The 25,852-nt window shown below is 68.8% G+C and carries 22 protein-coding genes; 18 read left to right on the top strand and 4 right to left on the bottom strand.

Features of this window, described 5'->3' with window-relative positions; translation table 11 throughout:
• Window positions 1–35 precede the first annotated feature (35 nt).
• The 12 genes from IG08_RS54795 to IG08_RS0138645 all read left to right on the top strand — a co-directional run bounded on the left by IG08_RS54795 (window position 36) and on the right by IG08_RS0138645 (window position 15,702).
• Complete coding sequence (locus tag IG08_RS54795; RefSeq protein WP_234343063.1) at window positions 36–782, top strand: hypothetical protein; 747 nt, start codon at window positions 36–38, stop codon at window positions 780–782.
• Between the two features lie 100 nt (window positions 783–882).
• Window positions 883–1,551, top strand: a complete 669-nt coding sequence (locus IG08_RS0138700) for an SPDY domain-containing protein (protein ID WP_234343062.1) — start codon at window positions 883–885, stop codon at window positions 1,549–1,551.
• A 71-nt stretch (window positions 1,552–1,622) separates the two neighbouring features.
• Window positions 1,623–2,396, top strand: coding sequence for a hypothetical protein (locus IG08_RS56480; RefSeq protein WP_078655903.1), 774 nt, complete (start codon window positions 1,623–1,625; stop codon window positions 2,394–2,396).
• A gap of 431 nt (window positions 2,397–2,827) precedes the next feature.
• Complete coding sequence (locus IG08_RS0138690) at window positions 2,828–3,727, top strand: adenine nucleotide alpha hydrolase family protein (protein WP_078655902.1); 900 nt, start codon at window positions 2,828–2,830, stop codon at window positions 3,725–3,727.
• A 5-nt stretch (window positions 3,728–3,732) separates the two neighbouring features.
• Complete coding sequence (locus tag IG08_RS0138685; RefSeq protein ID WP_030614209.1) at window positions 3,733–4,998, top strand: DNA cytosine methyltransferase; 1,266 nt, start codon at window positions 3,733–3,735, stop codon at window positions 4,996–4,998.
• A complete protein-coding gene (locus IG08_RS0138680) occupies window positions 4,998–6,125 on the top strand; it encodes a DnaB-like helicase N-terminal domain-containing protein (RefSeq protein ID WP_063757814.1) in 1,128 nt (375 codons plus the stop codon). Before IG08_RS0138685 ends, IG08_RS0138680 begins: the two co-directional genes overlap by 1 nt.
• Window positions 6,126–6,406: 281 nt before the next feature.
• Complete coding sequence (locus IG08_RS0138670) at window positions 6,407–9,544, top strand: hypothetical protein (RefSeq protein WP_158812319.1); 3,138 nt, start codon at window positions 6,407–6,409, stop codon at window positions 9,542–9,544.
• 44 nt (window positions 9,545–9,588) lie between these two features.
• Entirely contained in the window at window positions 9,589–10,062 is a 474-nt protein-coding gene (locus tag IG08_RS0138665) for a hypothetical protein (protein ID WP_030614200.1), read from the top strand.
• A gap of 442 nt (window positions 10,063–10,504) precedes the next feature.
• On the top strand, window positions 10,505–11,377 hold the full coding sequence (locus IG08_RS0138660) for a hypothetical protein (protein WP_030614197.1): 873 nt from the start codon (window positions 10,505–10,507) through the stop codon (window positions 11,375–11,377).
• A 103-nt stretch (window positions 11,378–11,480) separates the two neighbouring features.
• The gene (gene istA, locus IG08_RS0138655; RefSeq protein ID WP_030614194.1) at window positions 11,481–12,731 is read left to right on the top strand and encodes an IS21 family transposase; all 1,251 of its coding nucleotides are present in this window, start codon (window positions 11,481–11,483) and stop codon (window positions 12,729–12,731) included.
• Window positions 12,728–13,537 (top strand): IS21-like element helper ATPase IstB, encoded by an 810-nt coding sequence (istB, locus tag IG08_RS0138650; RefSeq protein ID WP_030614191.1) that lies wholly within the window; start codon window positions 12,728–12,730, stop codon window positions 13,535–13,537. The genes istA and istB overlap by 4 nt, the downstream gene beginning before the upstream one ends.
• A 419-nt stretch (window positions 13,538–13,956) precedes the next feature.
• Window positions 13,957–15,702, top strand: a complete 1,746-nt coding sequence (locus IG08_RS0138645) for a hypothetical protein (protein WP_030614188.1) — start codon at window positions 13,957–13,959, stop codon at window positions 15,700–15,702.
• A 163-nt stretch (window positions 15,703–15,865) separates the two neighbouring features.
• On the opposite strand, the gene IG08_RS0138640 is transcribed toward IG08_RS0138645, so the two are convergent.
• Window positions 15,866–16,753 carry a DUF5655 domain-containing protein gene (locus tag IG08_RS0138640; protein ID WP_030614185.1) on the bottom strand — a complete coding sequence of 296 codons (888 nt, stop codon included), beginning with the start codon at window positions 16,751–16,753 and terminating at the stop codon, window positions 15,866–15,868.
• 787 nt (window positions 16,754–17,540) lie between these two features.
• On the opposite strand from IG08_RS0138640, the gene IG08_RS0138635 reads away from it, so the two are divergent.
• Entirely contained in the window at window positions 17,541–18,581 is a 1,041-nt protein-coding gene (locus IG08_RS0138635; protein ID WP_158812318.1) for an AAA family ATPase, read from the top strand.
• On the opposite strand, the gene IG08_RS0138630 is transcribed toward IG08_RS0138635, so the two are convergent.
• The 3 genes from IG08_RS0138630 to IG08_RS61745 all read right to left on the bottom strand — a co-directional run bounded on the left by IG08_RS0138630 (window position 18,576) and on the right by IG08_RS61745 (window position 20,772).
• Window positions 18,576–19,685, bottom strand: coding sequence for an IS110 family RNA-guided transposase (locus tag IG08_RS0138630; RefSeq protein WP_030614180.1), 1,110 nt, complete (start codon window positions 19,683–19,685; stop codon window positions 18,576–18,578). The genes IG08_RS0138635 and IG08_RS0138630 overlap by 6 nt on opposite strands.
• Before the next feature lie 162 nt (window positions 19,686–19,847).
• Window positions 19,848–20,348: a hypothetical protein gene (locus IG08_RS0138625; protein WP_052425030.1), complete on the bottom strand. Its 501-nt coding sequence runs from the start codon at window positions 20,346–20,348 to the stop codon at window positions 19,848–19,850.
• A complete protein-coding gene (locus IG08_RS61745; protein ID WP_234343061.1) occupies window positions 20,284–20,772 on the bottom strand; it encodes a hypothetical protein in 489 nt (162 codons plus the stop codon). The genes IG08_RS0138625 and IG08_RS61745 overlap by 65 nt, the downstream gene beginning before the upstream one ends.
• Before the next feature lie 51 nt (window positions 20,773–20,823).
• On the opposite strand from IG08_RS61745, the gene IG08_RS0138620 reads away from it, so the two are divergent.
• From IG08_RS0138620 to IG08_RS0138600, 5 genes are all read left to right on the top strand, one after another.
• Window positions 20,824–21,465 carry an HAD family hydrolase gene (locus IG08_RS0138620; protein WP_158812317.1) on the top strand — a complete coding sequence of 214 codons (642 nt, stop codon included), beginning with the start codon at window positions 20,824–20,826 and terminating at the stop codon, window positions 21,463–21,465.
• Window positions 21,458–22,495, top strand: coding sequence for a LacI family DNA-binding transcriptional regulator (locus IG08_RS0138615; protein ID WP_030614157.1), 1,038 nt, complete (start codon window positions 21,458–21,460; stop codon window positions 22,493–22,495). The genes IG08_RS0138620 and IG08_RS0138615 overlap by 8 nt, the downstream gene beginning before the upstream one ends.
• A 130-nt stretch (window positions 22,496–22,625) precedes the next feature.
• On the top strand, window positions 22,626–23,465 hold the full coding sequence (locus IG08_RS0138610) for a carbohydrate ABC transporter permease (protein WP_043456291.1): 840 nt from the start codon (window positions 22,626–22,628) through the stop codon (window positions 23,463–23,465).
• On the top strand, window positions 23,462–24,289 hold the full coding sequence (locus IG08_RS0138605; RefSeq protein WP_052425029.1) for a carbohydrate ABC transporter permease: 828 nt from the start codon (window positions 23,462–23,464) through the stop codon (window positions 24,287–24,289). Before IG08_RS0138610 ends, IG08_RS0138605 begins: the two co-directional genes overlap by 4 nt.
• Window positions 24,290–24,346: 57 nt before the next feature.
• Complete coding sequence (locus tag IG08_RS0138600; protein WP_030614148.1) at window positions 24,347–25,738, top strand: extracellular solute-binding protein; 1,392 nt, start codon at window positions 24,347–24,349, stop codon at window positions 25,736–25,738.
• The last annotated feature ends 114 nt before the right edge of the window (window positions 25,739–25,852 follow it).

Here is a 25,852-nt window from a genome sequence, read left to right as displayed (position 1 = left end):
TCGACCTGCACGAACAAGTCCGCCAGCTTCGCCAGTTGGCCCGGGACTTCGAAGCCCTCCGCGCCCGCGTGCGCGACGTCTCCTACACCCCCGGCACGGACGCGCTGCGCCGCATCAGCCCGCTCCTGCTCACGGCACAGGACCTGACGGCCACCGCCCTGGTGCGTCTGACCGCGCTCGACAACAGCGCGTACACCAACATCGCCGGCAGCCGCGCCAGCCTGGAGTTGCTGGCCTCGGTCGTGTCCTCTTCGTCGCTGGCCGGCACCGACCTCGCCCACGCGCTGCTCGCCAACCCTTACGAGGGCCAGCAGTTCGCCGGATATCCGGCCGACGACGAGGCGGTGCGTACCGCGCGGCACGCCGAGGCCATTCCGCAGATGACCGGCCATCTCGATGACGCCGCCCACCAGCTCGACCTGAGCGCGATCGGATGCCACTACCTGGCCCACGGCATCACCGAAGACCTGTCATCCGTACAGGAGCACCAGGCGGCGCCTGCTCAGCAGACAACCGTGCCAGACCTCACCCGCCCCCAGTACGACGCCCTCACGTCCTTCCTGGGCGGCGCACGGTTGTATGAGAGTTCCCAACGCGGACTGGGCGTCACACGCGTAGCCACCGACGACGGTGCCCGCGTGTCCATCGCCACCTATCGGGCCCTGGCCAAGCACCGGATGGTCACCGCCGACACCAGCACCTCGCTGTACCACGGGCAGAAGATCACCGTCACCGAGCAGGGCCAGCGCGCCCTGGCCAAGCCACGCCGCACGCCGCGCTGACCGCCGCCGCGACCGCCCCGCCCAAGGTCGCGGTGAGACAGGGGGTACGCCGGTGAACCCGTACACGCACGACGACCGGGTCATGGTCTCGCCTCGGTACATGTCAGGCGCCGGAGACCGGATCGCCGACGTGATCGGCCCCCTCATCCACCTCTTCGGCTGGCGCCACGAGCACGACGCCGCCTCCGGGCACATCAGGATCGACAGCCCCGACGGCAGCATGTTCCTCGACTTCAACCCGCTTCACCCGCTCGGTCGGTGGGTCACCGTTGCCCACCATGAGCCGTTCTGGGAAGTGATGTTCAGCAGGCAGGCGCCCCTGGAGGCGGTCGCCGCCGTCACCCAGGCACTGCCTCAGCTGCTCGGCGATGCCTGGCACGCCGAGAGGATCCCGATCACAGACACGCCCTTGGAGCAGCTCGCCGAGCTGAACGACTGGTCCGCCGACGGCGACATTCTCACCTCACCCGACCTGTACTGCAGCCTGCGGCACACGCCCGGCGAGGACATCTCCTGGCAGGTCGAGCACCTCTACTACGAAAACGAGCCGCTGGCCACGTTCACGCAGGACACCCCCGAGGCGCTCGTCCGCAACTTCTTCGCCCACCTGGCCGCGCCCTTGGCCGTGGAGCGGGCCTACGCCGATGTTCCCCTCAGCACATGGCACGCGGACAGCGCCCTGACCACCCCTGTCCGCGGCGCCTCGGTGAACCCGCACGTCCATCACGCCCTCACCCAGCTGGACCGCGCCGCTGCACGCCGCCGCTGACGCCGCCCCGAAACGGAACCCCCCTGCCCCAGAACACCGCCTCCACCGCCCCTGCCGAACAACTCCTGCTCTTGGGTGCCGACTTCACCCGGTACAACGACGCCCTTGTGCGGCACCGGATCAACGGTCCCGGCCCCTCGACCTTCCTCGCTGCCCAGGCCGACGCCGCCCAGCGCCTGGCCCGGGCGGCGCTGGACATCGTGGACACCCTCAACTCCCAGCGGATGTACCACAGCCCCGTGATCCGCTCCGTGTACGCACGCGTGCGTCAGCTCGCTCACTTGGCCACGGACAGCGCCGATCACCTCCTGGACGCCGCCGAAATCCTCGACAACACGCGCGCCGGACTCCCCGTCGAGCTCGACGACTCGCTCCTGGTCGTGCTGACCGGCCAGCAGGCCCTCGGGGAGGCGGGCAGCCGCCTCACGCTCGTCAGAGATCTGACCGCGCTCGGGGCCGACGACGCTCTCACGGCCGCCGAGGCGTATGTCGCCGAGCGGCTTCGCCGGGGCTTTTCGCTCCCGCACCAGCCACCCGTCCTCACCGCGGCCCAGGACGCCGCGCTGCGCGCCGTCGCACGCGGCGAGGTGACGATCGCCGACAACAAGCCCTATGTCCGCGCCGACGACCTGCGCGTGACGATCAGTACTGTGCGCGCTCTGGAGGCCCGCGGCCTCGTGGCCCGCGAGGAGTGCCCGCTGTGGCTCACCGACGAGCGGGTCCACCTCACCCCCGACGGCTGCCGTGATCTCGCCGCCTCCTTCGGCCGACCCAAGCTCCTCGCACCCACCACGGCGCGGCCCGCAGCGGCCCTGCCCCAGGCCGCCGCCGGCCGGACCCGCTGACCCCCGCACCCGATCCTCAGGAGACCTCACGCCCACCGACGCCCCGCGTCCGAGTGGGTCTGGGCGGCCGGCGCGAGGGCGATGTCGTACGGGGCGCACCTGCTGCCCTTTGACCGCGCCGCACACATCGTCACAGCCGCCCAGGACGCGGGCGCCGAACTCAGCGCGGCGCTTGCCCGCGCCGTAGAGAACCAGCGCCGTCGAGCCCACGCCACACACGAGCCGCTCGTCCTCCTCCGTCCCTCGCCCCAGCAGTACGTCGAGTCGGCCACCGATCTGCTCGATGCCACCCCCGCCCTGTCAGGCCATCCCGCGCGTCTCGCTCACGATCGTCAACCTGCCTGCGAACGAGTCCCGTTGAGGTCCGACATCCGCACCCGTCACACTCAGGACTTCCCATTTCCAATCAGCCTCAGTTCCGCGCCCTCTCCCTGGGCGCGGGAGTTCAATCCAGCGCCCTCCTCGCCCTGTCCGCCGCAGGCGCCCTTCCCAAGGTCGACTACGCGATATTCGCCGACACCGGCTGGGAGCCAGCAGCCGTATACAGCCACCTGAACCGCCTCGAAAGAGAAATCGCCGAACCCGCCGGAATAACCATGCTGCGTGTCACGTCCGGGAATATTCGCGACGACGCCCTCGACCCGGAGCATCGATTTGCCTCCATGCCTCTCTACATCCTCAACCAGGACGGGAAACAGGGCATGACCAGGCGCCAATGCACCGGGGAATACAAGATCAAACCGATAAAGAAGAAGGTCCGGGAACTCCTCGGATACCCCTACCCGAAGCGCATTCCAAAGAGCGTGTTCGTCGAGCAGTGGGTAGGCATCTCCACCGATGAATTCCACCGAGCCAAGGATGCCGACGTCAAGTACATGCGCAACCGTCACCCACTCACCGACCTCAACTGGTCACGAGCTGATTGCATCCGATACCTGGCCTCTATCGGTCTGGCGGAAACGCCAAAATCGAGTTGCTCGGGCTGTCCATTTCACGGAAATCAGCAGTGGCGGAATATCCGGGACACCAGCCCGCAGGAATGGGCGGATATGGTGGCGTTCGATGCGGCCATCCGCCAGGGCAACGCCCGCGCCAACGCGGCCGGCAACCGGCTGCTCGGCCAGGCGTTCCTGTACCGCTCCCGCGTGCCGCTCTCCCAGGCCCCCATTGATCACGTCACGGCCGCCGAGTGGGCAGCGCGCCGACAGGAAATCGACGACCCTGCCGCCGCGGTCGAGGAGCTGGAAAACGGTGTGGCCGACGGCTGCTCGCCCTGGGCCTGCCGGGGTGAAGTCGAGCCGGTGCAGGACGACTTCGGGCTGGCTTCTTGAGACGCATCATTCTGGACCTGTTCGCCGGACCCGGCGGTTGGAGCCACGCACTCACCATCCTCGGCGCGCGAGACATCGGCCTGGAGTGGGACGAGTGGGCCTGCAAGACCCGGACCAGGGCCGGGCAGTTGACGATCCGCACCGATGTCGCCCGCTATCCGGCGTGGATCTTCTCCGGCCGGATCCTCGGGCTGATCGCCTCCCCTCCCTGTCAGGCATGGAGCATGGCGGGCAAGCGCCTCGGTCTGGTCGACCAGCCCCTCGTTCACCAAGCCGTCGCCGACCTCGCCGCCGGACGCGACACCCGTGAGCGGCTGCTCGGCGTGTGCGCGGACACACGCTCGCTCCTCGCCGCCGAGCCCATGCGCTACCTGCACGCTCTGAACCTGGTGGGCGAGCCCGAGTGGGTGCTCATGGAGGAAGTTCCCGATGTCCTGCCCCTGTGGCGGCAGTACGCGGCGATTTTGCGGACCTGGGGATTCTCCGTGTGGACCGGCCTCCTCAATGCCGCCGACTACGGCGTCCCCCAGACAAGGCGGCGGGCGATCCTGCTCGCCTCCCGCACCCGCACCGCCGCACCGCCGCCGCCCACCCACGCGCAGTCCGCCGAACCGGAATCACTCTTCGGGCCCGGCCGCGCCCGCTGGGTGTCCATGGCCGAAGCCCTGGGATGGGGCGCCACCGACCGTCCCGTGCCCACCGTGTGCGCGGGCGGCGGACCAGGAGGCGGGCCCGAACCCTTCCCCTCCGGCTCGCGCAAGACCCTGACCGACGCCCGCGACCGCGGCACCTGGACACCCCACCCCGACGCCGAATTCGTCCTGGCCTCCCGCAGGGAGAGCTCCGGCTGGGCCGCCCGGCCCGGCGAGAACCGCCCCGCGGATGCTCCGGCACCCACGTTCGCCGCCGAGACGCACCGCTGGTCGTGGTCACTGCGCAGCAACAACCAGTCCAACGCCACCGTGCGCCGGGCCGACGAGCCCGCCGGCACCCTGTTCTTCGGCCACCGGGCCAACGAGTGCACCTGGGTCGCCGACCCCGCCTCCGGCCTTCCGGACGACGAGCAGCGAGCGGCGCCGGCCCCAATCAAGATCACCGCCCGGGAAGCGGGCGTGCTGCAGAGCTTCCCCGCCGACTACCCGTGGCAGGGCAACAAGGGCCAGATGTTCTCGCAGATCGGCAACGCCGTCCCCCCGCGTCTGGCCGCCCACCTGCTCGCCCCACACCTCAACAAGCCCTTCAACCCCTACGACTTCACCCTCACCGCCTGATGCCCCACACCCCCGAACCCGACGAGGACGACGACCTCGACCGCGTGCCGGCGCCGAAGCCGGTCCACTACGCCGAGCAGGCCCTGCTCGGCGCCCTCCTCCTCGAACCTGTACGTCTGGCCGACACCGAGCCCCTGATCGCCCAGCACTTCGACAGCCACACCCACGCCGCGCTGTTCACCGCGATCCGCACGCTCCCGCCGCCCGACCCAGCCGACCACGCCAAGGACACCGCCTGGCTCAACGCCGTGCTGGAGCACGCGCGTCCGCACGCTCCCGCCCTGAACGCCTCCTACCTGCACACCCTCATCCAGTTCTGCCCGCAGCCCAAGCATGCGGCGGCGTACGCCAGGATGATCCGCGCCGACAATGCCCGCAGGGTTCTGCGCGCCCACGCCGAGCGCCTCGCGTCCACCGCGATCGACCCCGGCCTGCCCAACCGGGCCGCCGCGACGCTCGGCATGGCCGACGACATCGGCCGCGTCCTGGACGCCCTCGCCGAACAGTTCGCCCCGCACCCCGGCTCCTTTCCCCGAACGCCACTCCCCGCGGAGGTCCCACGGCAGGCCGGCGAGGAGAACCTCGACGAAGAGCGCCTCCTCCTTGCGACCGCCACCGCCTACCCGGCGGAGGTCCGCCAGATGCGGTGGCTGACCGAGGCGGACTTCCTGCTGCCGCTGCACGCCGCGCTCTGGCAGTCCATCACCTCGCTGGTCCACCGCGGCGGCATGGTCGACCCCATCACTGTCCTCGACGAAGCCCAGCACCGCGGCCTGCTCACCGGCACCCTCACACCCAAAGACCTGATGGCCCTGGTCTCCACGCCCGCCGGATCCCCCGAGTACTGGGGCGAGAAGATCCTCCAACGCGCTCTCCTCGCCCGCGCCCAGACGGTCGCCGCTCGGATCACCGCCTACACCGACGACCTCGCCAACACCCCCCACCAACTCGTCACCGGCAGCCGCCGCGCCCTGGCCGACCTCAACTCCCTGCGTACCCGCTGGATGCGCGCCACTGCACCCCCGCCCGCTCCCGCCGAAAGCCAGCCGACACGACGCGGGCAACCGCCCCGCGCGACCGGCCCGCCGCCCCAGCCCGCACTACTCGGCCCGCGCGCCCACCGATGACCCCACTACCGGGCCCGGCCGTCCGCGGCCGAGCTCACCCGAAAGGCGTGGCAACACCAGGATCCTCAACAACCGGCCCGCCGCTCGGGCCCAGGTGCCGAACGCAGGACCGACCGGGAGGAACTGGGCATCGCCCCACAAGAGCAGGGCGTGGCAGCACCAAAGGTGCCGACGGACGGCGGACGGTGAGTGCGGTACCCGCCGCACTCCACATCAACCCTGGCCGTGGCCGCGAACGAAACGAGTAGCTCCAGGCATCCGGGCTCGCTACCGTGCCCGACGTGGATTCCCGTGAGCTTGAACCGGCCCGGCCTTCGGCAGACGACACTGCTCTACTGGCTGAGGATTCTCTGCTCGCAGAACGTCTGCGAGGTCTCGGCTCGGAAGGCGAGGGTGACCTGGCCTTGGGCCTGCTGCGCGACGCCCACGACATGCTCTGTCATCCCGATCGCTACCACCGGCCGTATGTGATCGCGCAGGCCACCTGCCGCACTGCGATCGAGTGCCTCATGAACCTCGGCGGCACCAAGCACAAGGCACTGTTGGCAGCGCGCAACGACCTCAAGAAGGCGCTCAAGCAGATCTTCCAGCCGGACGGCGCGCGCACGGTCACCAAGCCTCTGGATCGCCTGCTCGCCGCCCTGGACGCACTCTCCGCCTACCCCGACGAGCTACCTACTGACAGTGACCTCAACAAGGCGCTGGTCTCGTTGCACCGCTCCCGCACCCACTATCAGGCCGCGCTGCCTGACCCCGCGCCACACGCGGAGGCGCTGAGACGAGTTGTCGACGCACTGGACGGACTGGAGCAGGTACCGGTGCACCTCACCGGGCAGCATCCCCTCTCCGCGGCGCTGCGGGAACTCCACGCAGTTCGCGTCGCCCCAGGCTTTCGCCAGCACGCGGTCCTCGACAGGCAGTTGGCATCGGTCGGCGCCGCGTACGCGCACCTGTTGGACATGGAAAACGACCAAGGGTCACAGCGCATCCAGCAGGCCACCGCACTGGTCCGGGAGCTGACTGGCCGGGAGCCCGGGGCCGGTGAGCTCAAGGCGTTCAAGGCATGGTCCGACTACTACCAGAGCGGTTCCAAGATCATTCATGCCGCAACCCGTACTGGGGCATCGGATGCAGTGAAGCTGCTGCACGACGTCCTCATGGTCATCCGTGAGCTTGTCTTGACCCTGCCGGACCAGGCAGCCCGCTGGGTGGCGCTCGGCGCCGTCACCTCGCCTACCGCCGAACAAGTGCAGGAAGTCAACCAACTGCACCACCCGTCGGCCACGACCTACCTGTTCAGCAGGTTCACCGGGTGGGAGTGGCTGGAGAGGCTCGCCTCCGCGCGCCTCCTGCCGGAAGCCGACCGCTGGCCGGCTGCACCGTACCTCCAGCACCTGGCCACCGAGGACCCGGCCCGCCTGACGCAGTGGCTCCTGCCGCACCTGGACGAGATCAGCGAGAACGGACCGCGGGCCGCTGTGAGGCTGATGCGACTCTGCCGGTATCTGACCGGGCATGCGACGCCACTGGTCGCACGCATCGTCCAGCGGCAGGGGGGCCACGGCCTGCGCATCGAGGTGCTCTTCTGGGCGCTGGATGTCGACCTGCAGCAGCGCGACGCGCAGTGGGTGGATCTGGTCAGACAGGTCCTGGTTGCCGGTGCTGGGGCGTCCCCGATCGATTCCTGGGACATCGGCAGCGGCCTGGAGCAGCTTCAGGAGACGGCCCGCGCCACCGCGCCGCTGGCCGCCACGGTGGGCAACGCCTTGATCGACGTGCTGTCCGCCCATCTCGCGGTCGACGGAACCCGAGGCGATCTGCAGATCAGGGACGACCTGCGCTCTCCCGGCCTCTCGGGAAGCCGCGCGCTGACCGGTGCCTGGCTGGCCGCCGCAGCCTGCCTGGAGGTCGCACGCGCCCAGCGTGACCGGGGCTTGGACCTGGCAGCGCGAACACGCGCATGGACACCGGACGCGCTGGGCGGGTGGGAGCGTGACCGGTTGATGGCCGTTCACCTGCTGGATGTCGCTGGCGACGAGCCGGACGAGGCGCAGTGGTGGGCGGCGGCCTTCAGTGTTCTCGCCCGGCTCGACGCCATGCCGGTGCCCACCCCAGACGTTGCCGCATTCGTCCGGACGGTCGTCGAGAGGTGCGGGCCGGAATACCAGGACGATCTCGCTGCGGCCTTGCGCGACGGGTTCGGACCGGTCCCCGACGCCGCCGCCCTCCAAGCGGCGCGCGCCGAGTGCGACGACCGTGACACTCGGCTCGCGCGAGTGCTCGACGCACTCGAGTCGGGCGGTGACTTCCCGGAGTGGAAGTCGCAGGTGCCCTCCGCGTGGCGGACCATCTGGGCACTTTCCGAGGTGCTGCCCGCCGCCGCCCTGACGCCCTGGCAGCCCGTGGTCGATCTGCTGACCGAGTACTTCGGGCCGCCGCACACCATCAGCAAACCGGTGATCTCAGGCTTTGCGCTTCCGGACGACGATGCGGAAGCCTCAGCTGAGTTCCGCACCATGTGCGAACAGCACGGCCCTATCCATAGGGCAGCCGTGCTCGCGTCGCGCCCTCCCACACCAGGTAACTACTTCGAGCGCACCGAGTTCAGGCTGCTCGAGGAGGCGGTCTACGCCGACGCCGATGCATGGGCCACCGACATCGGCGCCGTCGTGGAAGCGCTCGGCACGTTCGACCTGCGCACCGTCTTCCTCGGCGCAATCAGTACGGCCCGCCAAGCCGCTGGCCTTATCGACCCCCAGGGCCCGCGCGCCGCGGCTGCCAGCGCCGCCGCCTGGCAGCTGATCACTCAGCTGCGTGGAGGCGCCGGCAGCTCCGATCCCGACCTCAACGAGCGGGCACGCCGCACCACCTGCCAACTCCTCAAGGACGCCTGGTCCCTCGGCATCGATCCCGGTCTCGACGAGACCGAGGTCGTCACCTGGCTCGTGGCCTCCGCCCGGGACTGGAGCCAGCCCATCCAGAAACCGGAGGATGCCTACGTCACCGCCGCCGCGACGTCCGGGGGCATGGCGCTGGTAGCCCTCATCCAGTGGGCCGTGTACCGGGCCGCGTCCGACGGCGAACTGCCGACGGCCGCCGCCGATCTGATGACCGAAATCCTCACGGAGCGTGCCGACGACCGGGCCCTGGCAGTCGTCGGCGCCGCCCTCACTCCGCTGCGCCTGTACGCCGAGCCGTGGTACATCGCCCACCAGGACACCCTCCTCGACCTCGCTTCCAGCAACGCCCCCGTCCGGTCGTGGCTGCTGTACCTGCAACGACTCTCCGCCCACGACTGCGCCGTGATCGGCGGCATCGACCCCGCCAAGACCGCGCACTATCTTCGAACGGATGCGCCACAGCCGATCTTCAACCGGTTCGCGATGACGCTCCTTCACTCCCGGAGACACTCGATCTGACGTTCCTCGCCGATCTGTCCGACGGCAACGGCGGCCCCGAAGCCGTGTCGAAGCTACTGGGAGACGTCGCCCGAGCGCTGCCCGCTGACCGCAGCGAACACATCCTGCACACACGCGGACTGGCACTCTGGGAGCAGGTCCTGGACCTGGCGACCGGCACACCGGGGGGCCACCTGCGCGGAGCCGGGCACTTCGCCTTCGCCGAAGGTCTCGACCACGATCAATGGCTGAAATACACACTGCGCACAGTCACGATCAACCCGGACGTGAGCTTTCCCGACCGCGTCGCGGACCGCGCCGCGCGCACCCCGCACTCTCCCGACACCCGCGAGATCCTCACGAAGCTACTGTCCCTGGTCAGCAGGCCCGAAAGCCGTGACGACTACCGGATGCCGGTCATCGTTCAGCACGCCCAAGCAGTCCTGTATGCCTCCGAGCCCGGCGGCCAGGGCCGATCAGCACTCGGACAGGCACTAGCGCTGCACGCCGACGACGTGGAAGCCGCCATGGCCGAGTGACTCCCACAGTTCACGCGCTGATGTCCGCCCGTGGCAGAAGATCCGATAGACGCTAGGCCCAGGCGTTCGCCCCTGTCCTCCTTTCAGGTGATCGCTGCCCAGGAACGTGCCAGCACAGCGCCGGAGAGTGGCGCGTCATCTACCATGCAACCGCGGCTCGACCACCGCTCCCCGGAGAACGATTCGGCCCTGATCTCCAGGCTCGGGTGAACCGGTCACCCATCGAACCTGCGTGCATCCCACTGGATCTCGATTCCGTACGTCCTGGGCCGAGACGTGCAGGAGACCCATGAACGTACTGCACCTAGACGTTGCCTTGCTCCGACGCCACTACACGGGCGAGAGCGTCCAACAGGCCCGCCGGGCAGTCGATGCCCTGCAAACCGGTGAATCCCCGATTCCGGCAGCGGCGTCATCGGCCCAACGACTCCTTGAGGCCCGCGTGTTCGTCGCACTCCTGGAGTACCGAAACGTCTACACCCGCTACCCCCTGGGGATCACTGCGGTCCACCCCGAGCCAGACGGCATCGCCCTCGGTGTGGAGAGCGAAGAACGAGCGGCTGAAATCCTCTTCAACCTCCTGCCGTCGTACGTCTCCGATCACGAAGTACACGGCGTCCCCGGCCTGCGCATCACACGCCGCGACCGGACCGCGATCGAGCTGCAGGTCCTGGGAGAGCCGGCCCGCCTGCGACTGACCGGGCTCCCAGCAACTGTCTGGCGCACCGCCGAAGCACGAGCGCTCTCCCAGTGGATCGACCCGGACAGCATGCAGTTGTGCTGGCGTTCCTCGCCACGCACGTGGACGTCGGCGGAGCAGGCGCACCACGCTCGCTGGGAAGACCCCAATGACCACTACGTACAGGTGACACGGCGCGGGGCCTGGTTGGGCAGCGGTCTGCTCCGGCGCGCTGCTCTCCTACACACCGTCGCCAACACCTTCATGGCCGACGGCCATGACGGCGCGGCCTTCGACGTGGCACGGATGGTCCTGCGGTCCTCCCATGCCCGCGAGCAGGGACCGGGGCCGCACAACATCGTGGCGGCCCTGGTGGACCCCGTCTGCGGTCTGCCGCTCCTCCTTAAGAGGTTCCGCGGAGACACCGACGAGAACTACGGCAGCGACCAGCAGTTCGTCCTCCAGGACGCCGGCAAGACGGCCGTACTCGACCTCCGGGCCACGGTGGAACGGCCTCCCTCCAGCCTTGCGCCCGAGCTCTGGCAGGCCATCGTCCGCCGCATGCCCCGCACGGGATTCACAATTGGCCTGTCCCCGAGCGTCCTCGCCGGCTTCTGCGGACTGGGATCACCGTAGGGATCGCAGTCTGTCGGCGGTCTCTTAAAAGTGGACCGGTGGCGGTCTCGCAAAGTTGACCCCCTTCGAGGGTCTGGCTCGTTGAGTCAGGCCGGGAGGATGGGTGATCGACGTGGAGGACTGGGCGGAGATCCGCCGGCTGCACCGTTCTGAGCAGATGCCGATCAGGGCGATCGCAAGGCATCTGGGGGTTTCGAGGAACACGGTCCGGCGAGCCCTGGCGGGCAACGCGCCGCCGAAGTACCAGCGGGAACGGCGGGGTTCGATCGTGGATGCGGTCGAGCCGCAGATCCGTGAACTGCTCCAGAAGTTCCCGGAGATGCCGGCGACGGTGATCGCGGAACGGATCGGCTGGCAGCATTCGTATGAGGTCGTCAAGAAGCGGGTCCGTGAACTGAGGCCGGTCTATCGGGCGGCGGACCCGGTCTCGCGCACGGGTTATGAGCCGGGCGAACTGGCCCAGTGCGACCTGTGGTTCCCGCCCGCGGAGATCCCGCTCGGCTTCGGGCAGACGGCCAGTCCGCCGGTGCTGGTGATCGTGGCCGGCTACTCGCGCTGGATCATGGCGAGGATGCTGCCGACGAAGTCCGCGGCCGACCTGATCGCCGGGCACTGGCGGCTGCTGACCGGCCTCGGGGCGATCCCGAAGGCCCTGGTCTGGGACAACGAGGGCGCCGTCGGCTCCTGGCGGGGCGGACGGCCTCAACTCACCGAGGACTTCGCGGCGTTCGCCGGTCTCCTGGGCATCCGGATCATCCAGTGCCGTCCCGGTGATCCGGAAGCCAAGGGGCTGGTCGAGCGGGCGAACGGCTACCTGGAAACCAGCTTCCTGCCTGGCCGGGTGTTCGCTTCGCCGACCGACTTCAACATCCAGCTGGCCGACTGGCTCAGCAAGGCCAACCGGCGCATCCACCGCACTCTGCAGGCCCGGCCATCGGACCGGATCGACGCGGACACCGCCCGGATGCTGCCCGTTCCGCCGGTCGATCCGCCGGGCTGGTGGCGGTCCAGCTTGCGGCTTCCGCGCGATCACTACGTTCGCATCGACACCAACGACTACTCGATCCACCCCCTCGCGATCGGCCGCCGCATCGAGGTGAAGGCCGACCTGGACCAGGTCCTGGCGTTCTGTGAGGGCACCGAGGTCGCCCGTCATGCCCGCTGCTGGGCCCGACACCAGTCACTGACCGACCCCACCCACGCGGCCGCCGCGGCAACGGGACGCGAGCGGGCCCGGCGCCGGCCGGTTCCGGCTGACCAGCTCGAGGTCGAACAGCGGCCCCTGGACACCTACGACCGGATCTTCGGAGTGATCGACGGCGGGCTGACGACGGGAGACGGAGTCGCATCATGACCCAGACCAGCACCAACACGAAGGCCGCGAAGAGTGGCCGCGATGTCACCTCCGAACTCGCCTACCTCACCCGCACGTTGAAGGCGCCGGCCCTGCGGGATGCCGCCGCCCGGCTCGCCGAGCGGGCCCGTTCCGAGGGCTGGAGCCACGAGGAATACCTCGCCGCCTGTCTCCAGCGTGAGGTCGCCGCCCGCGATTCCCACGGCGCCGAGGGCCGCATCCGGGCCGCCCGGTTCCCCTCCCGCAAATCGATCGAGGACTTCGATTTCGACCACCAAAGGTCGGTGAAACGGGAGTCGATCTCCCACCTCGGGGCCCTGGATTTCGTCGCCGGGAAGGAGAACGTGATCTTCCTCGGGCCGCCCGGGACCGGCAAGACCCACCTGGCCACCGGCCTCGGGATCCGGGCCTGCCAGGCAGGCCACCGCACCGCGTTCGCGACCGCCGCCCAGTGGGTCACCCGCCTCGCCGACGCTCACCATGCCGGCCGCCTGGCCGACGAGCTCACCCGCCTCAGCCGGATCCCGCTGATCATCGTGGACGAGGTCGGCTACATCCCCTTCGAACCGGAAGCGGCGAACCTCTTCTTCCAGTTCATCTCGGGCCGCTACGAACACGCATCCGTGATCGTCACGAGCAACAAGCCCTTCGGGCGCTGGGGCGAGGTCTTCGGCGACGACACCGTCGCCGCCGCGATGATCGACCGGCTCGTCCACCACGCCGAAGTCATCTCGCTGAAGGGCGACTCCTACCGCATGCGCGGACGTGACCTCGGACGGATTCCACCCGCCAACACCGGGGAATGAACAACATCAACTAACGGACCGGGGGTCCGACTTCGCAGACCAGCAGTGGGTCAGCTTTCAGAGTTCACCGACAGCAGTCGCCAGTCACCCCGCCGGATTCGCCGGTCCACTGAGCGGAGAGCCGCACTCGGCCGACCTCGTGAACCGGTCAGATGCCTGCTCCGCCCCCTTGTTTGAGCCAACCGGCCGTAATCCTTTCGGGGTGGCATTTCCTCATCTCGCACTCCGAGCTTGCATGAGCAGCGGCCGGTACGGTTCCGTTCTTCCTACCTGGCTGTACGAGGCGGCCAATTCCGAGTGCCACGAACCGACCCTGACACCGACGGACAACACCTCCTCGCGTATTGCCCGCACACAGCCTTAGATTCTGATCTTCACGCGCCTTCTGCCGGGTCGGGGCAGAGAAAAGGGAGAGCGTGATGCTCATCGAGCAGTACATCGTCGATGTCCGACGCCAGCTCACAGGCGAGTCCCTGACAGCGACTCGGCGCCGCCTGGGCGAACTTCGGGACTGGTCCGAGCCGCTGCCCGTCGCCAAGGCCGGCGACCAGGCAAGGCTGGAATCCCACCTGTTGCAAGCCCTCGGCGAGGGACAAGGCCGCCACCCCTTGGGCATCAGTGAAGTCGTCCCTTACGCCGGCCACTTGGTGCTACGCCTGGAATCGGCTCAGCCTCTCGCCTCGCTGCTGCCCCTGCTTCCCTACCGGGACAGGCGCAGGTCCCGGCACGGCGTCCTGGATCTGCGGGCCCTCGCTGGCAGCCGGGGTATCGAGCTGCTCCTGGGCAGGACCGGCGCCGGTCGCGTGACCCTTCTGGGCCCCCAGGGCTGCGATTTTGCCGCCGTACTGAAGGCGCACCGCGAAGCGGTGGAGGGCCGACAGCACGTTCCGTTGTGGACCAAAGACACCCCGCACGATCCAACGTCGCGGCCCCGGCGTCCCAGCCGCACCGCGCAAACGAGGAGCAAGGCGGCCAAGCCCGTGGACCCACACGCCGTGTGCCCCGGCCTGGCCAGCGCACTGCTGCGCCGCCTGCATCTATGGGAGTCGATGGCCGCCGGGAGCAAGGTGACGTTCACCAGTGAGTCGCACGGATCGGGCCTGAGGTGGACGGTGCAGCGAAGGCTGACGCAGGACGCCCGTCTGCACGATGACAACGTAGCCACGGCACTCGCAGAGTCGGTAGCTGGACCAGGACTAACAGCGGACATCGACGGACACCTCTGCAGCCAGCGGCAATGCGTCCAGACTTTCGACTCGATGCGCCTCACAGTCGAAACGGTGTACAGCGAGGACACCCGCCCCGCTCGGCGCCCAGGCCGCGCCCGCTCTCACGTCCTTGCGACGTTCCTCACCGAACGCTCCCCCTCGGCAGACGCCGGCGGTGAGGGCCGCGCTGGGCACGTCCTCCAGCTGATCGATCCCTGGGGAGACGGCCCGCTGGACACCGCCGAGCAGCTCGCCGCTGCCTGGGCTCACCAGGGCCTGAACACGCTGGTACTCAGAGTGGACAGCAGCCGGAGCCAGGACGGAAGTGCGACAGCCGCGTGGCAACGCGCACGATTGACCGGCGGTGCCGGCGCCATGTTCAAGGGCGAGGCCAATTACGTGCACGGCGACCTCGAAGCCGACATCACCCGGGCGCGCGCGGCATTCGACCACATCATCTTGGTCAAGCGCCATTGGGTGGACCTGCCCCTGCAGGCATTCTCTCCGCTGGCCGATGACCACCTCATCGTCGCCGACGGACACTTGCCGAGAACGACCAAGATCACCAGGATGGACGCCGGGGAACTACAGCGCCGCACCATCGCACTTACTCCTGCTGAGTCCGCAGTCGCCTGGCTTCACCATCGCCTGGCGAGAATCCCCTTCGCCGATATCCCGATGACCGGCCTGCTCCTTTGGTACGCACACGATCAGCACGACCCGGATTCTTTCGACACCACGGTGGACATGGAACTGGCCCGCCACGGGATGCCGGTGCTGGGCAGGCTCCCGCAACCACCTCGCCGCGGTCTGCACCGAACCGTGCTGGACCATCTCCCCGACAAGCAGCGAGCGTTCGTGATCCAGCAGAGCGCCCGAATCCGCAAGGGTCTTGGGCCCGCACGCGCGGACACAACGGTGTTCCTCGCAGCCCTGCGTGAGTACGCCGAGCTCTGAGCGGACGGCAATATAGCGGTGGATCCCCGGTTACCGAAACCGGGGATCCACCGAATACTTATAGCTCCACCGCCACTACCTGACCGCCACGTCGAAAGGCAGCATCACGACCAACCACAACTTCACCTGGAAAGCGCACACGGCTTTGGGGGCCCTTGCGCTTTCACGCCGCGGCGTAGCTGAGCCGGAATAGGTCCTGAGCGCGCTCCAGGTCCCGCTCCGTGCGCAGCTGAACCTCCAGGTCTCCCGTGCCATGGTGGCCGAGCCCGGTCACATCCCGGGTTAAACCGGGCGCCAGATCGGCTGCCGTCGGATCCGCTTTCAGGTAGACCAGAACCTTGGTCTGCTGGGGCGGGATGAGACATGCGAAGTTCCGCAGCCGCTGATAGGCGAGGTACTGCTTGCGCTGCACCCTGGTGACACCGTCGCCGAGGCCGACGAGGACCTCGTCGACCGCAGCAGCCAGCTCGGCTATCGCACCGCCCTGGTGCCGAACCGGCGACGCCCCGGCCACGCGGCGGCGTACCCGCTTGGCCCTGGCCGAGTGCCCGGTGACCGAGGCCACCGTCTCAAGGCCGAAGTGGTCGCTTCCGAAGTACCGGTAGCGCACCAGGTCGATCGAGCGCCGATGCTCACGTACGGCGTGGACGTCGTAGCGCGTGAAGTCGCCGGCCACACAGATCAGCCGCGGTGCGCTCCACAGGATCTGGGACGCTGCCGTCACCCCGAGCCGGTCGCGGACCAGACTCCGAAAGGCGTCCTTGTGGTTCGTCAGCCAGGCCATGTAGTACAGGCCCTGGTTGATCACCCCGGCGTCGGTGCCGCGCTTGTACTCGACGATCACGGGTGCACCGTTCTCGTCGAGGCCCAGCGAGTCGATCCGCCCGCCGTCGAGACAGTCGATGACGTACTCGCTCGCAAGGAACGTGACGCCAAGCATCTTCTCCATGTGCGCCTCGACGAGGTCCTGTACGTCCTCCTCGACCTCAGCCAGACGCGGCACGACCTCGGTCACGCCGCTTTGCGTGTTGAACAGCTTCAGGCCCACCATTCCCCCTGCACGACCACGATGCCAGAGGGAAACGCCAGCAGGCTCAGGGATATTTCCGCCACAGAAACCCGTCTTGAGAAGGGCCCAACACCCAGACATGCATACACAGAACAGCGCGATAGAGGTTTCCCGGTACAGCCCCACGCACATCCGTGCCACCTGGGGCGGGACAGGGAGCGTGGAGGAAGCATCCAAGGCATTCGGATTCTCGAGGGCGAAGGGCTACGACCTCGTTCGCCAGGGGAAGTTTCCGTGCCGCGTGCTCCGCATCGGCCGCTGCACGCGGGTCGTCACCACGTCCCTGCTTCGGGTGCTCGACAGCGGCGAGCCCGAATACAACGGAGCCCACGAAGGAACCCTCAGAGCATCTTGACCACCACACGAAGAGGCCCCGCCGGAGCAAACCGGCAGGGCCTCTTCGTGTCGGCGGCCACCACGCCTGCCCGGCCTGCCGGCGGAAAGTCCGTGAAGGGTCAACCAAGTCCACCAGCCACGGCTCTTGAAAGACGAGAGCCGCTCGGTCGCCCTCCTCCGGGTACGGTCTACGCCTTCAGTCGAGCAGCCTCGTCATACGCCCAGCCAGCGCCGCTACACCGCCGAGCCAAAAGGCAGATCCAGCTGGGCAAGGGGATTCTGGGCAGCGAAGCAGACCGCTGAGCGATGATGTTGCCAGAGTGACGGAGTCGATCGGGGGCCTGCCATGTATCTGAGTCGCGTCAAAGTGAGCGGACTACGCGCAAGCGCAGAGACGCCAATAAGTTGCGACCTTCCCGGCAGGTTCAGCGTGATGATCGGGCCGAACGGCGCGGGCAAGACGACCCTCACGGACGCTCTCTACCTTGCACACCCAGGGAACCGGTTTCCGGTGCTCCCAAGACCGACGTCAGCCGCGCTGGCACCGCCAGATATCGGCGTCGAGCGCAGCATAGACATCGCGTACACCCTGGCCGACGACCTGGATGCCGAGGGGCGCCTCGGCCGCGAGATACACACCACAGCGCATCGACGGCTCGGTCGCGAAGCTGAATCCTGGAGTGTCTCCCTTCACCGACAACTGGGAACCGTCACCTCGCGCCTGACAAGCAGCCACGGCCTCGCCCGGAAAATCGACCAGTTCAAGCTGATCTATCTGCCCGCATGGCGTCATCCGCTGGACGAGCTCGCCCGCCGCGAGGCGCGCATCTTGGTGGAGCTACTCCGCGCACGGCAGCAGGAACTCCACGGCAGCCGCAACCTGGTGGCTCTACGAGCCCGTGCCTCCCGGCTATTGGAGGATCTCGCCAAGGACAGTCTGATCGACGCCGTTGAGGCTCGCATCGGCGAACAGCTGGGCAGACTGACCGCCGGCGTGAGCCCACAATGGCCCTACGTGCGCGGTCAAGTCATTGACGACACCTATCTCGCTCGCGTCCTGGAGATCATGCTCGCTGTGATCGAAGGCCGCTCCGCAGCCCGCCCTCTGGAGGTCTCGGGCCTTGGGTACGTCAACCTGCTGCATATTGCTGTGACGTTGGCTGCGATACCTGATTCCACCGAGATCCCCCTCGCCCCGACGAACCCATCAGAGAGCGTCGATCACGATCCCCCGTCCGAGGAGGTGCAGGCGCGGCAGGCGTTCGAGAACCTGGCGCAAGCACAAGCTGAGGCGGCCTCCGAGGAAGATTCCTTCTTCTCCACCGCCCCATTCCACGCAACGGTCATCATCGAGGAGCCTGAAGCCCATCTCCACCCTCAGCTACAGCACTCGTTGGTCCGTTACCTGCGCAGAACAGTCAAGGCACGACCCGAGCTGCAGGTGATCCTCACCAGTTCACGGACGCCCCTATAACGGGGGGTCGGTAGAGACCGTCCTGACCAGGTTGAAGACCTCGCGGGCGGCATATCGCTTGAGGCATCGGATGATCTCACGACGGGTCTTGCCCTCCTGGGTGCGGCGTTCGTAGTACGCCTGGGTGCGCGGTTCGTGGCGCAGCCGGGTGAACACGATACGGTGCAAAGCGGCATTCGCCTGCCGGTCGCCACCATGGTTGAGCCGGCGCGAGCTCCGGCCGCCCGAGGAGTACTCGATGGGGCTGACTCCGCACAGAGCGGCGAAAGACGCCTCGCTGCCCAGACGCTCGGGATTGTCGCCCATGGTGATCAGAAGCGTGACAGCGGAGTCCGGGCCGATACCCACCTGCGCGAGCAGCTGCGGGGCCTGGCGCTCAACGAGCCCTGTCAGTCGCTGATTCAACTCATCGATCTGCCCGGTGAGCTGCTCGATGCGCTGAGCCAGCATGCTCAGCGTCATGAGAGTGGCCTCGGCTACAGGGTCCTCATCGCTCCCGCCGGCCTCGCCCTCGCGCGGACTGAGGCGTGCGCAGGTGCGGAACAGTTCGCGGTTGCCCAGGCCAGACAGCCGTTCCCGCAGGACCGGGTCGGCTACGACCAGAACGGCCTTGAGCTGGTTGATCGCCTGGGTGCGGGCCTTGACCGCAGAATCCTTGGCAATCTTGAACATCCGGGCGCTCTGCACAGGACCGTCGCCCGTCTTGGCGCGGGCCCTGGCGCGACCGCTGAGCACGGCCCGCGCGGCAGCCTGCGCATCGAGCGGATCCGACTTCCCAAGCAGCCGACGGGCCAAGCGGTCGGGCCGGTTCACCTCGAACACCACGACCTGCTGCGCCAGCAGGTAGCGCGACAGGCCCGCGCCGAAGGTACCAGTCCCCTCCACCCCGGCCCGCCGCACTACTCCCGACTTGCAGGCCCAGGCGAGCAACTGACGGTATCCGACCGCCGTGGCCGGAAAGGACTTGGTGCCCAGGATCTGGCCCAGTGGGCAGACCACTGCGGCGACATGAACCTCGCCGTGCGTGTCCACGCCCAGGACGACCTCGCCCCACGCGGGCGGGTCTGTGCTGGTGGAAGAGGTGCTGCGCTGTCTGGTCGTCATGCTGGTCCGCCTCCCGCGTGGTGATGTGCTGGGTGGCTGGCACCTGCCCGATCGGGCGGTCTGAACCGTGATGGCGCCTGACGGCAAGGCCCCTATTGGGACACACCCTGCGAAAGCATCCTCACACTCCGCGAGCGCGCTCTGGGCCGACCCCCACCACGCTCACCACCCCTGCTTCCTGCCGTCAACCTTGAACAGCCCGGGCGAAGGCTCGGCCTGAATCCCGCGCTCCACCAGCCGCTTCAGCTTCGAGCGCATCCCCTCCACATGCCGCGGCTGGGTCCCCAGCCCCAGGTGCTGGCAGACCTCTTTGCAGCGCATCGCCGCCCCCGAGGTCGCGAACAGGGCGATGATCTCCCGGTACTCCGGCGACATCACCGTCACATCCAGCTCTGCCTCGGCCTTCACCATCGCCACGGCGACCCCGCCGGCGCCCTCACCCGCGTCCGTGCCCGGCACCGGAGAAGACGGCGCGGCCAGCACCTCCTCCACCGTCTCCCGCGCGATCTGCAACCGCGCCAGCCGCTCCTCGGCCTGCGACAACTCCTCGGACGGACCAGCGATCTGCTCACGCAGCCGCTCGGTCTGGCCCAGCACCTCAACCCGCCTGGCCTCCAACGCCTCCATCAACGACGGCACACCACAGCCACCCTCGCTCAGCACCCGCACCCCTCACGGCGGGCTCGACCCCGGCGACGGTAGAAGTCGGCACGACCAGCCACAACCCGAACCTCTGCGAATCACCCCAGCGAGGCACCCTCAGAAGATCTGCACCCAAAGGACTTTCTGTCCCCGGTGGTTTGAGGTCTGGTGGGTAGCCCTTTGCGCGGAGCCAGGCATCAAGGGCGAGAGCGACGATGTCACCGTGAGGGATGTCGGTGTCGGCGTTGCAGCGGCGGATTCGGCGCTGGAACTGAAGAACTTCAGGGGCGGCGTGGTTGAGCTGCCCTCGTTTGGTGTGGCGGTCTTTGATGACGTTCAGGGTGTCCGGGTGCGGCGTAAGAGCGTCGTCGGCTGGCTGGAACTCGGCGTCGAGCGCGTCGGCGATTTCACGCAGTCGGCGGGCGTAGGGGGAGTGATCAGGCATGCCTGCCCCATCCCACCCACAACACCCCGCCCAGTCGCTATCATCAACGATGTGGAACGTTCCCAAGCAGTTATCCGGCGCGACGCGCCGACCATGGTCGTATGGGACCTCGGCGGTGTGCTCGCGCCGCCGGGCCGGGCGCTGACGGCGCTCGCCGACGCCCTCGACATGCCCGAGTCCGATTTCGCCCCCGCGTACTGGGCCCACCGCGACGCCTACGACCTCGGGGGCGCCCCCGAAGAATACTGGCACGGGGTCGCTGCGGGGCTGGGGCGGTCGCTGGACGCGGAATGGGTCGAGCGACTGGACCGGATCGACACCGAGTGCTGGGCCGTCCTGGCCCCTGAGGCCGACCGGTTGCTCGCCCGACTCGCCGCCCGTGGAACCCCGTTGGGAGTCCTCTCCAACGCGCCGACGACGCTGGCCACAGCCGTCCGGCGCGCGTCCTGGAGCCTTCGCTTCGACAAACTGGTCTTCTCCGCCGACGTAGGGCTGGCGAAGCCGGACGCGCGTATCTACGAGACCGCCGACGCGCGGCTCGGCCGTGCGGCGGCGGCCTCGGGCATCGTGTTCTTCGACGACCGCCCGGAGAACGTCGAGGCGGCCCGGGCGCACGGCTGGCGCGCGCATGTGTGGACCGGAGGCGAGGCGGCCGTCGCGGCCCTGCGACAGGAGGGCGTGCTCGATGACTGACCGGGACAGGGGCCGGCCGCGCAACCCGACGATCATAGATGTGGCCCATCGGGCCGGGGTGTCCAAGTCCGTGGTGTCCCGCGTCATCTCGGGGCGCGGCAGCGTGGGAGAGGAGACCCGGCAGCGGGTGCTGCGCGCCGCGGCCGAACTGGGGTACGTCGTCAACGCTGTCGCCCGCGCGATGGTGGCCCACCGTACGTACACGGTAGGGGCGTTCGTACGGGACGCGGCGACTCCCTTCTACGGCCATCTGCTCACCGCGATGCAGGAGCGCGCCGCCTTCCACGGCTACCGCGTGGTCACCGCGACCGGGTCTGGCCGGTTCGAGGTGAGCGACGAGTACCGCGCCCTGGAGACTCTCGCGATGCTGCGGGTCGAGGCTCTGATCGTGTGCAGCGGGATGCTGCCGAGCGAGCAGATCCTGCCGTTCGCCGCCCGGCTGCCGACCGTGGTGGCGGGGCGCCCGGAGACCCATCCGAACATCACCAGCGTCTACTGCGACGAGGCAGAGGGCGGTGCCGGGGTGGCGGACCACGTGCTGGAACTGGGGCACCGGGAGATCGCGGTGGTCACGGTGCCGATGAGCAGCTCCGTGACGATGGGTCCGCGTACGGCGGCCATGGCGGGCCGGCTGCGGAAGCGCGGCGCGCGGGTACTGGAGATCCCGGGGGCACGGGGGGAGTCGGCGGGCGCGTGGGCGACGGAGGTGCTGCGGCATCCCGGCATCACCGCGGTGATGGCCCCAAGCGACCGGCACGCCATCGCCCTGCTGGAACAGCTTCGGCTGCGCGGGGTGGCCGTGCCGGGGCAGCTGTCCGTGACCGGTTACGACGCCATCGGCGACCTCACGACCCCGCTCATCGGGCTGACGGGCTGGCGGCAGCCGATCGACCTGATCGGCAGCCGGACGGTGGACGCGGTGGTCCAGCTCCTCGACGGGGAGCAGCCCCCGGACCACCATCAGGCCCTGCCCGGCACGTTGGTCGTGGGCACGACCGCCGCATCGCCGACGGCCGACGACATCGACTGACCGGTTCTTCACCCGCTGTTCACCCGGACGGAGCTGTTCTCGTCCCGACTCGAATGGGAACGTTCCACTCGTGATTGGGAACGTTCCACTTAAGCGAGGTCGGCCGACCGGCCGACTGGCAGGACCGCTGATGGTCCTGCCCTGCGTCGGGCTGCTGCTCGTCTTCGTGTACTGGCCGGTCGTCCGCGGCGGCGTCCTGAGTCTGTACGGCAACGACCTGCTCGGCGCCCCCACCCGGTTCGTCGGCCTCGACCAGTACGCCGACGTGTTCACCGACCCCGAGCTGCGAAAGGCACTGCTCGCCACGGGGGCGATCGCCGGACTGAGCGTGCTGCTCTCGGTGGGCGGCGCACTGGCCGCCGTACTCCCGCTGCGGCGCGCCGCCGCCCGGCCGCGCGCCGTGGTCTCCGTGCTGCTGTCGCTGCCGTTCGCCTACTCGGGAGCGGCCTCGGCAGCCGTGTTCGCGGGCCTGTTCGCACCTGCGGTCGGTACCCTCAACGGGGTCCTGGCGCATGTCGGCGTCACCGGACCGGAGTGGTTGGGCTCGCCGGCTCTGGCCATCCTTTCGGTCTCGCTCGCGACCGCCTGGTACGAGTTCGGGTTCGCCTTCCTCGTCCTGCTGGCCGCGATGACCCAGCTCGACCAGCAGGTCATCGAGGCGGCGGCACTGGACGGCGCCACGGGGCTGCGGCTGGCCCGCTCGGTGATCATCCCCATGCTCCGGCCAAGCCTCATCTTTCTGCTGGTCACCCAGACCATCAGCGGACTCCAGGTGTTCACCCAGGTCCAGGTGCTCACCCGGGGCGGCCCGGCGGGCTCGACCTCCACACTCGTGTACGAGCTGTACCAGCGGGCGTTCGGCGAGGCGCTGCCCCACGTCGGCTCGGCCTCCGCCCTGGCGGTCGTCCTGCTCCTCCTCGTCCTGGCGATCACCGCGCTCCAGTTCCGGGTGTTGCGGAGGTGGGCATGAATCGCCGCCGCATCACCCCCGGCTCCGTGCTGCGCTGGGTGTGGCTCACCGTCGTGGTCGTGGTCGTCGTCTTCCCGGTCTATGTCACCGTCGTCACCGCCCTGCTGCCCGAGGGGGACGTGGCGGCCGGGCGCCTGGTCCCCGTACCGAGCCGGCTGACCCTGGACAACGTGCGCGCCGCGCTGGACTCCGCGCCGCTGGCCCGGCAGTACCTGGTCAGTGTCGGGGCCACCGCCGTGCAGGCCGGCGCCCAGCTGGTCACGGCCGCGCTCGCCGCGTACGCGCTGGTCTTCCCCCGTTGGCGCGGCCGGGGCCTCGCCTTCGCCCTGGTCCTGGCCACCCTGGCGTTCCCCGGGGAGAGCCTGGTCATTCCCAACTTCGAGACGGTCAGCGGGCTCGGACTGCGCGACTCGCTGCTCGGGATCGTCGTCCCGTACCTGGCCGCGGGCTACGCGGTCTTCCTCCTCCGCCAGGCGTTCCTCGCGCTGCCGAGGGAGGTGTGGGAGGCCGCCCGTCTCGACGGCTGCGGCGAACTGCGGGCGTTGCTGCACGTCGTACTGCCCATGGCACGGCCGCAGTTGATCACCGCGGCGATGTGGTGCGCGCTGTCGGCGTGGAACGGCTACTTCTGGCCGCTGCTGATCACCGACTCCCCGCAACGGCGCACCATCCAGGTCGGCCTCGCCCAGCTCGTCGTCGACCAGGCCACCACCCCGGCCGTGATCTACGCCGGCACCCTGCTCGTCCTGCTGCCGACCCTGCTGCTCGTCCTGTTCGGCCAGCGGTTCCTGGTCCGGGGGCTGGCGGCGCGGGTCACCACCTAGACCAAACTCGTCATACCGCCAATAAATGTGTAAACCGTGACAGGAGAAGGATCCATCATGCCCGCACGACCCAGACGAGCGCACCTCGCGATCACCTGCCTGACAACCGCACTGACCCTCACCGCCTGTGGCGGCTCCGGTGGATCCGACGGCGGGAAGGCCGACGGCACCGTCCCCGGCCCCTCCGCGCTCGCCTCCGCCAAGGGCCCGGTCACCGTGACCCTGTGGCACGGCCTCGGCGGCCCGGCCGGGCAGGCCCTGCAGGACGAGATCGACGCGTTCAACAAGGCCAACAGCGGCAAGATCGTCGTCAAGGCCTCCTTCCAGGGCAGCTACGCCGACGCCATCGCCAAGTACACCTCCGCGGTGCGCGGCGGCGGGACGCCCAGTGTGATGGTCACCAACGACATCACCACCGGCTATCTGCGCGACGCCGGGCAGACCGTCTCCGCGCAGGCCATGGCGGCGGCCAACCCGAAGGACCTCGACCTCGGCAAGCTCCGCCCGGCGGCGCGCAACTACTACACGGCTGACGGCGAGCTGCTCGCCGTACCGCTCAACACGTCCATGCCGATGCTGTACGTCAACGACAAGCTGCTGGACGAGGCGAAGGTGGACCGCTCGACCCTCGGCACGCTGGCCGGCGTCACAGCCGCCGCCCGCAAGATCCACGCGGCGGCGGACGTGAAGGGCCTCGACCAGCCCTTCGACGGCTGGTGGTTCGAACAGCTCACCGCCGCAGCAGGGGTCCCCTACTGCACCCCCGACAACGGCCGTAAGGCGGGCGGAGCCACAGCGCTGTCCCTGACCAGCGGACCGCAGCGCGCCGCGATCGGCGCCGTCGCCCAGCTCTACACCGACGGCGTCGCCCTCGACACCGGCACCGAGGGCAGTGCCGCCGTGTCCGCGTTCGTGGCGGGCAAGACGGCCATGATGTTCAACTCCAGCGGTGCGATCGGCGGCCTCAACCAGGCGGGCATGAAGGACTACACCGCGCTGCCCTACCCCCTCTCGGGGTCGTCGTCCACGGCCGGGCCCGCGATCGGCGGTGCCGCGATGTGGGTGGACCGGCCCGGACACAGCGCGGCCGAGCAGGTGGCGAGCTGGAAGCTGATCAGCTACCTGGCCTCCGCACCTGCACAGGAACGATTCGCCAAGGCCTCCGGATACGCCCCGATCAACACGGACGTCAACAAATCGGCCACCTGGAAGACCTTCCTCGCAGAGAACAAGCCGTACGCCGCCCTCAACAAGCAGTTCGACGGCACTCCGGCGACGACGGCCACCTCCGGCTGCCTCAGCGGCGCCATGCAGGGCGTGCGGGACGCCGTCGTAGCGGAGATGCAGCAGGCGTTCAGCGGCAAGACCTCGCTGGACAGCGCGCTGAAGGCGGCTCAGAAGGCCGCAACGAAGAAGATCCAGGACTACCGAGAGCAGGCCGGCCAGTGACCGTCACTCAGTCGACAGTCCCGGCCAGGAACGCGCGCTTCGCCCGGGCGGCGGGCGACCCCTACCGCTACGGCGTCTACCTCCGCCCTGACCCCGTGACCTGCGCCGCCGTCA

The sequence above is a fragment of the Streptomyces fulvoviolaceus genome (genome assembly GCF_000718165.1).
Classification (GTDB): Bacteria; Actinomycetota; Actinomycetes; order Streptomycetales; family Streptomycetaceae; genus Streptomyces; species Streptomyces fulvoviolaceus.
This window is presented reverse-complemented; position numbering and strand designations above follow the sequence as displayed.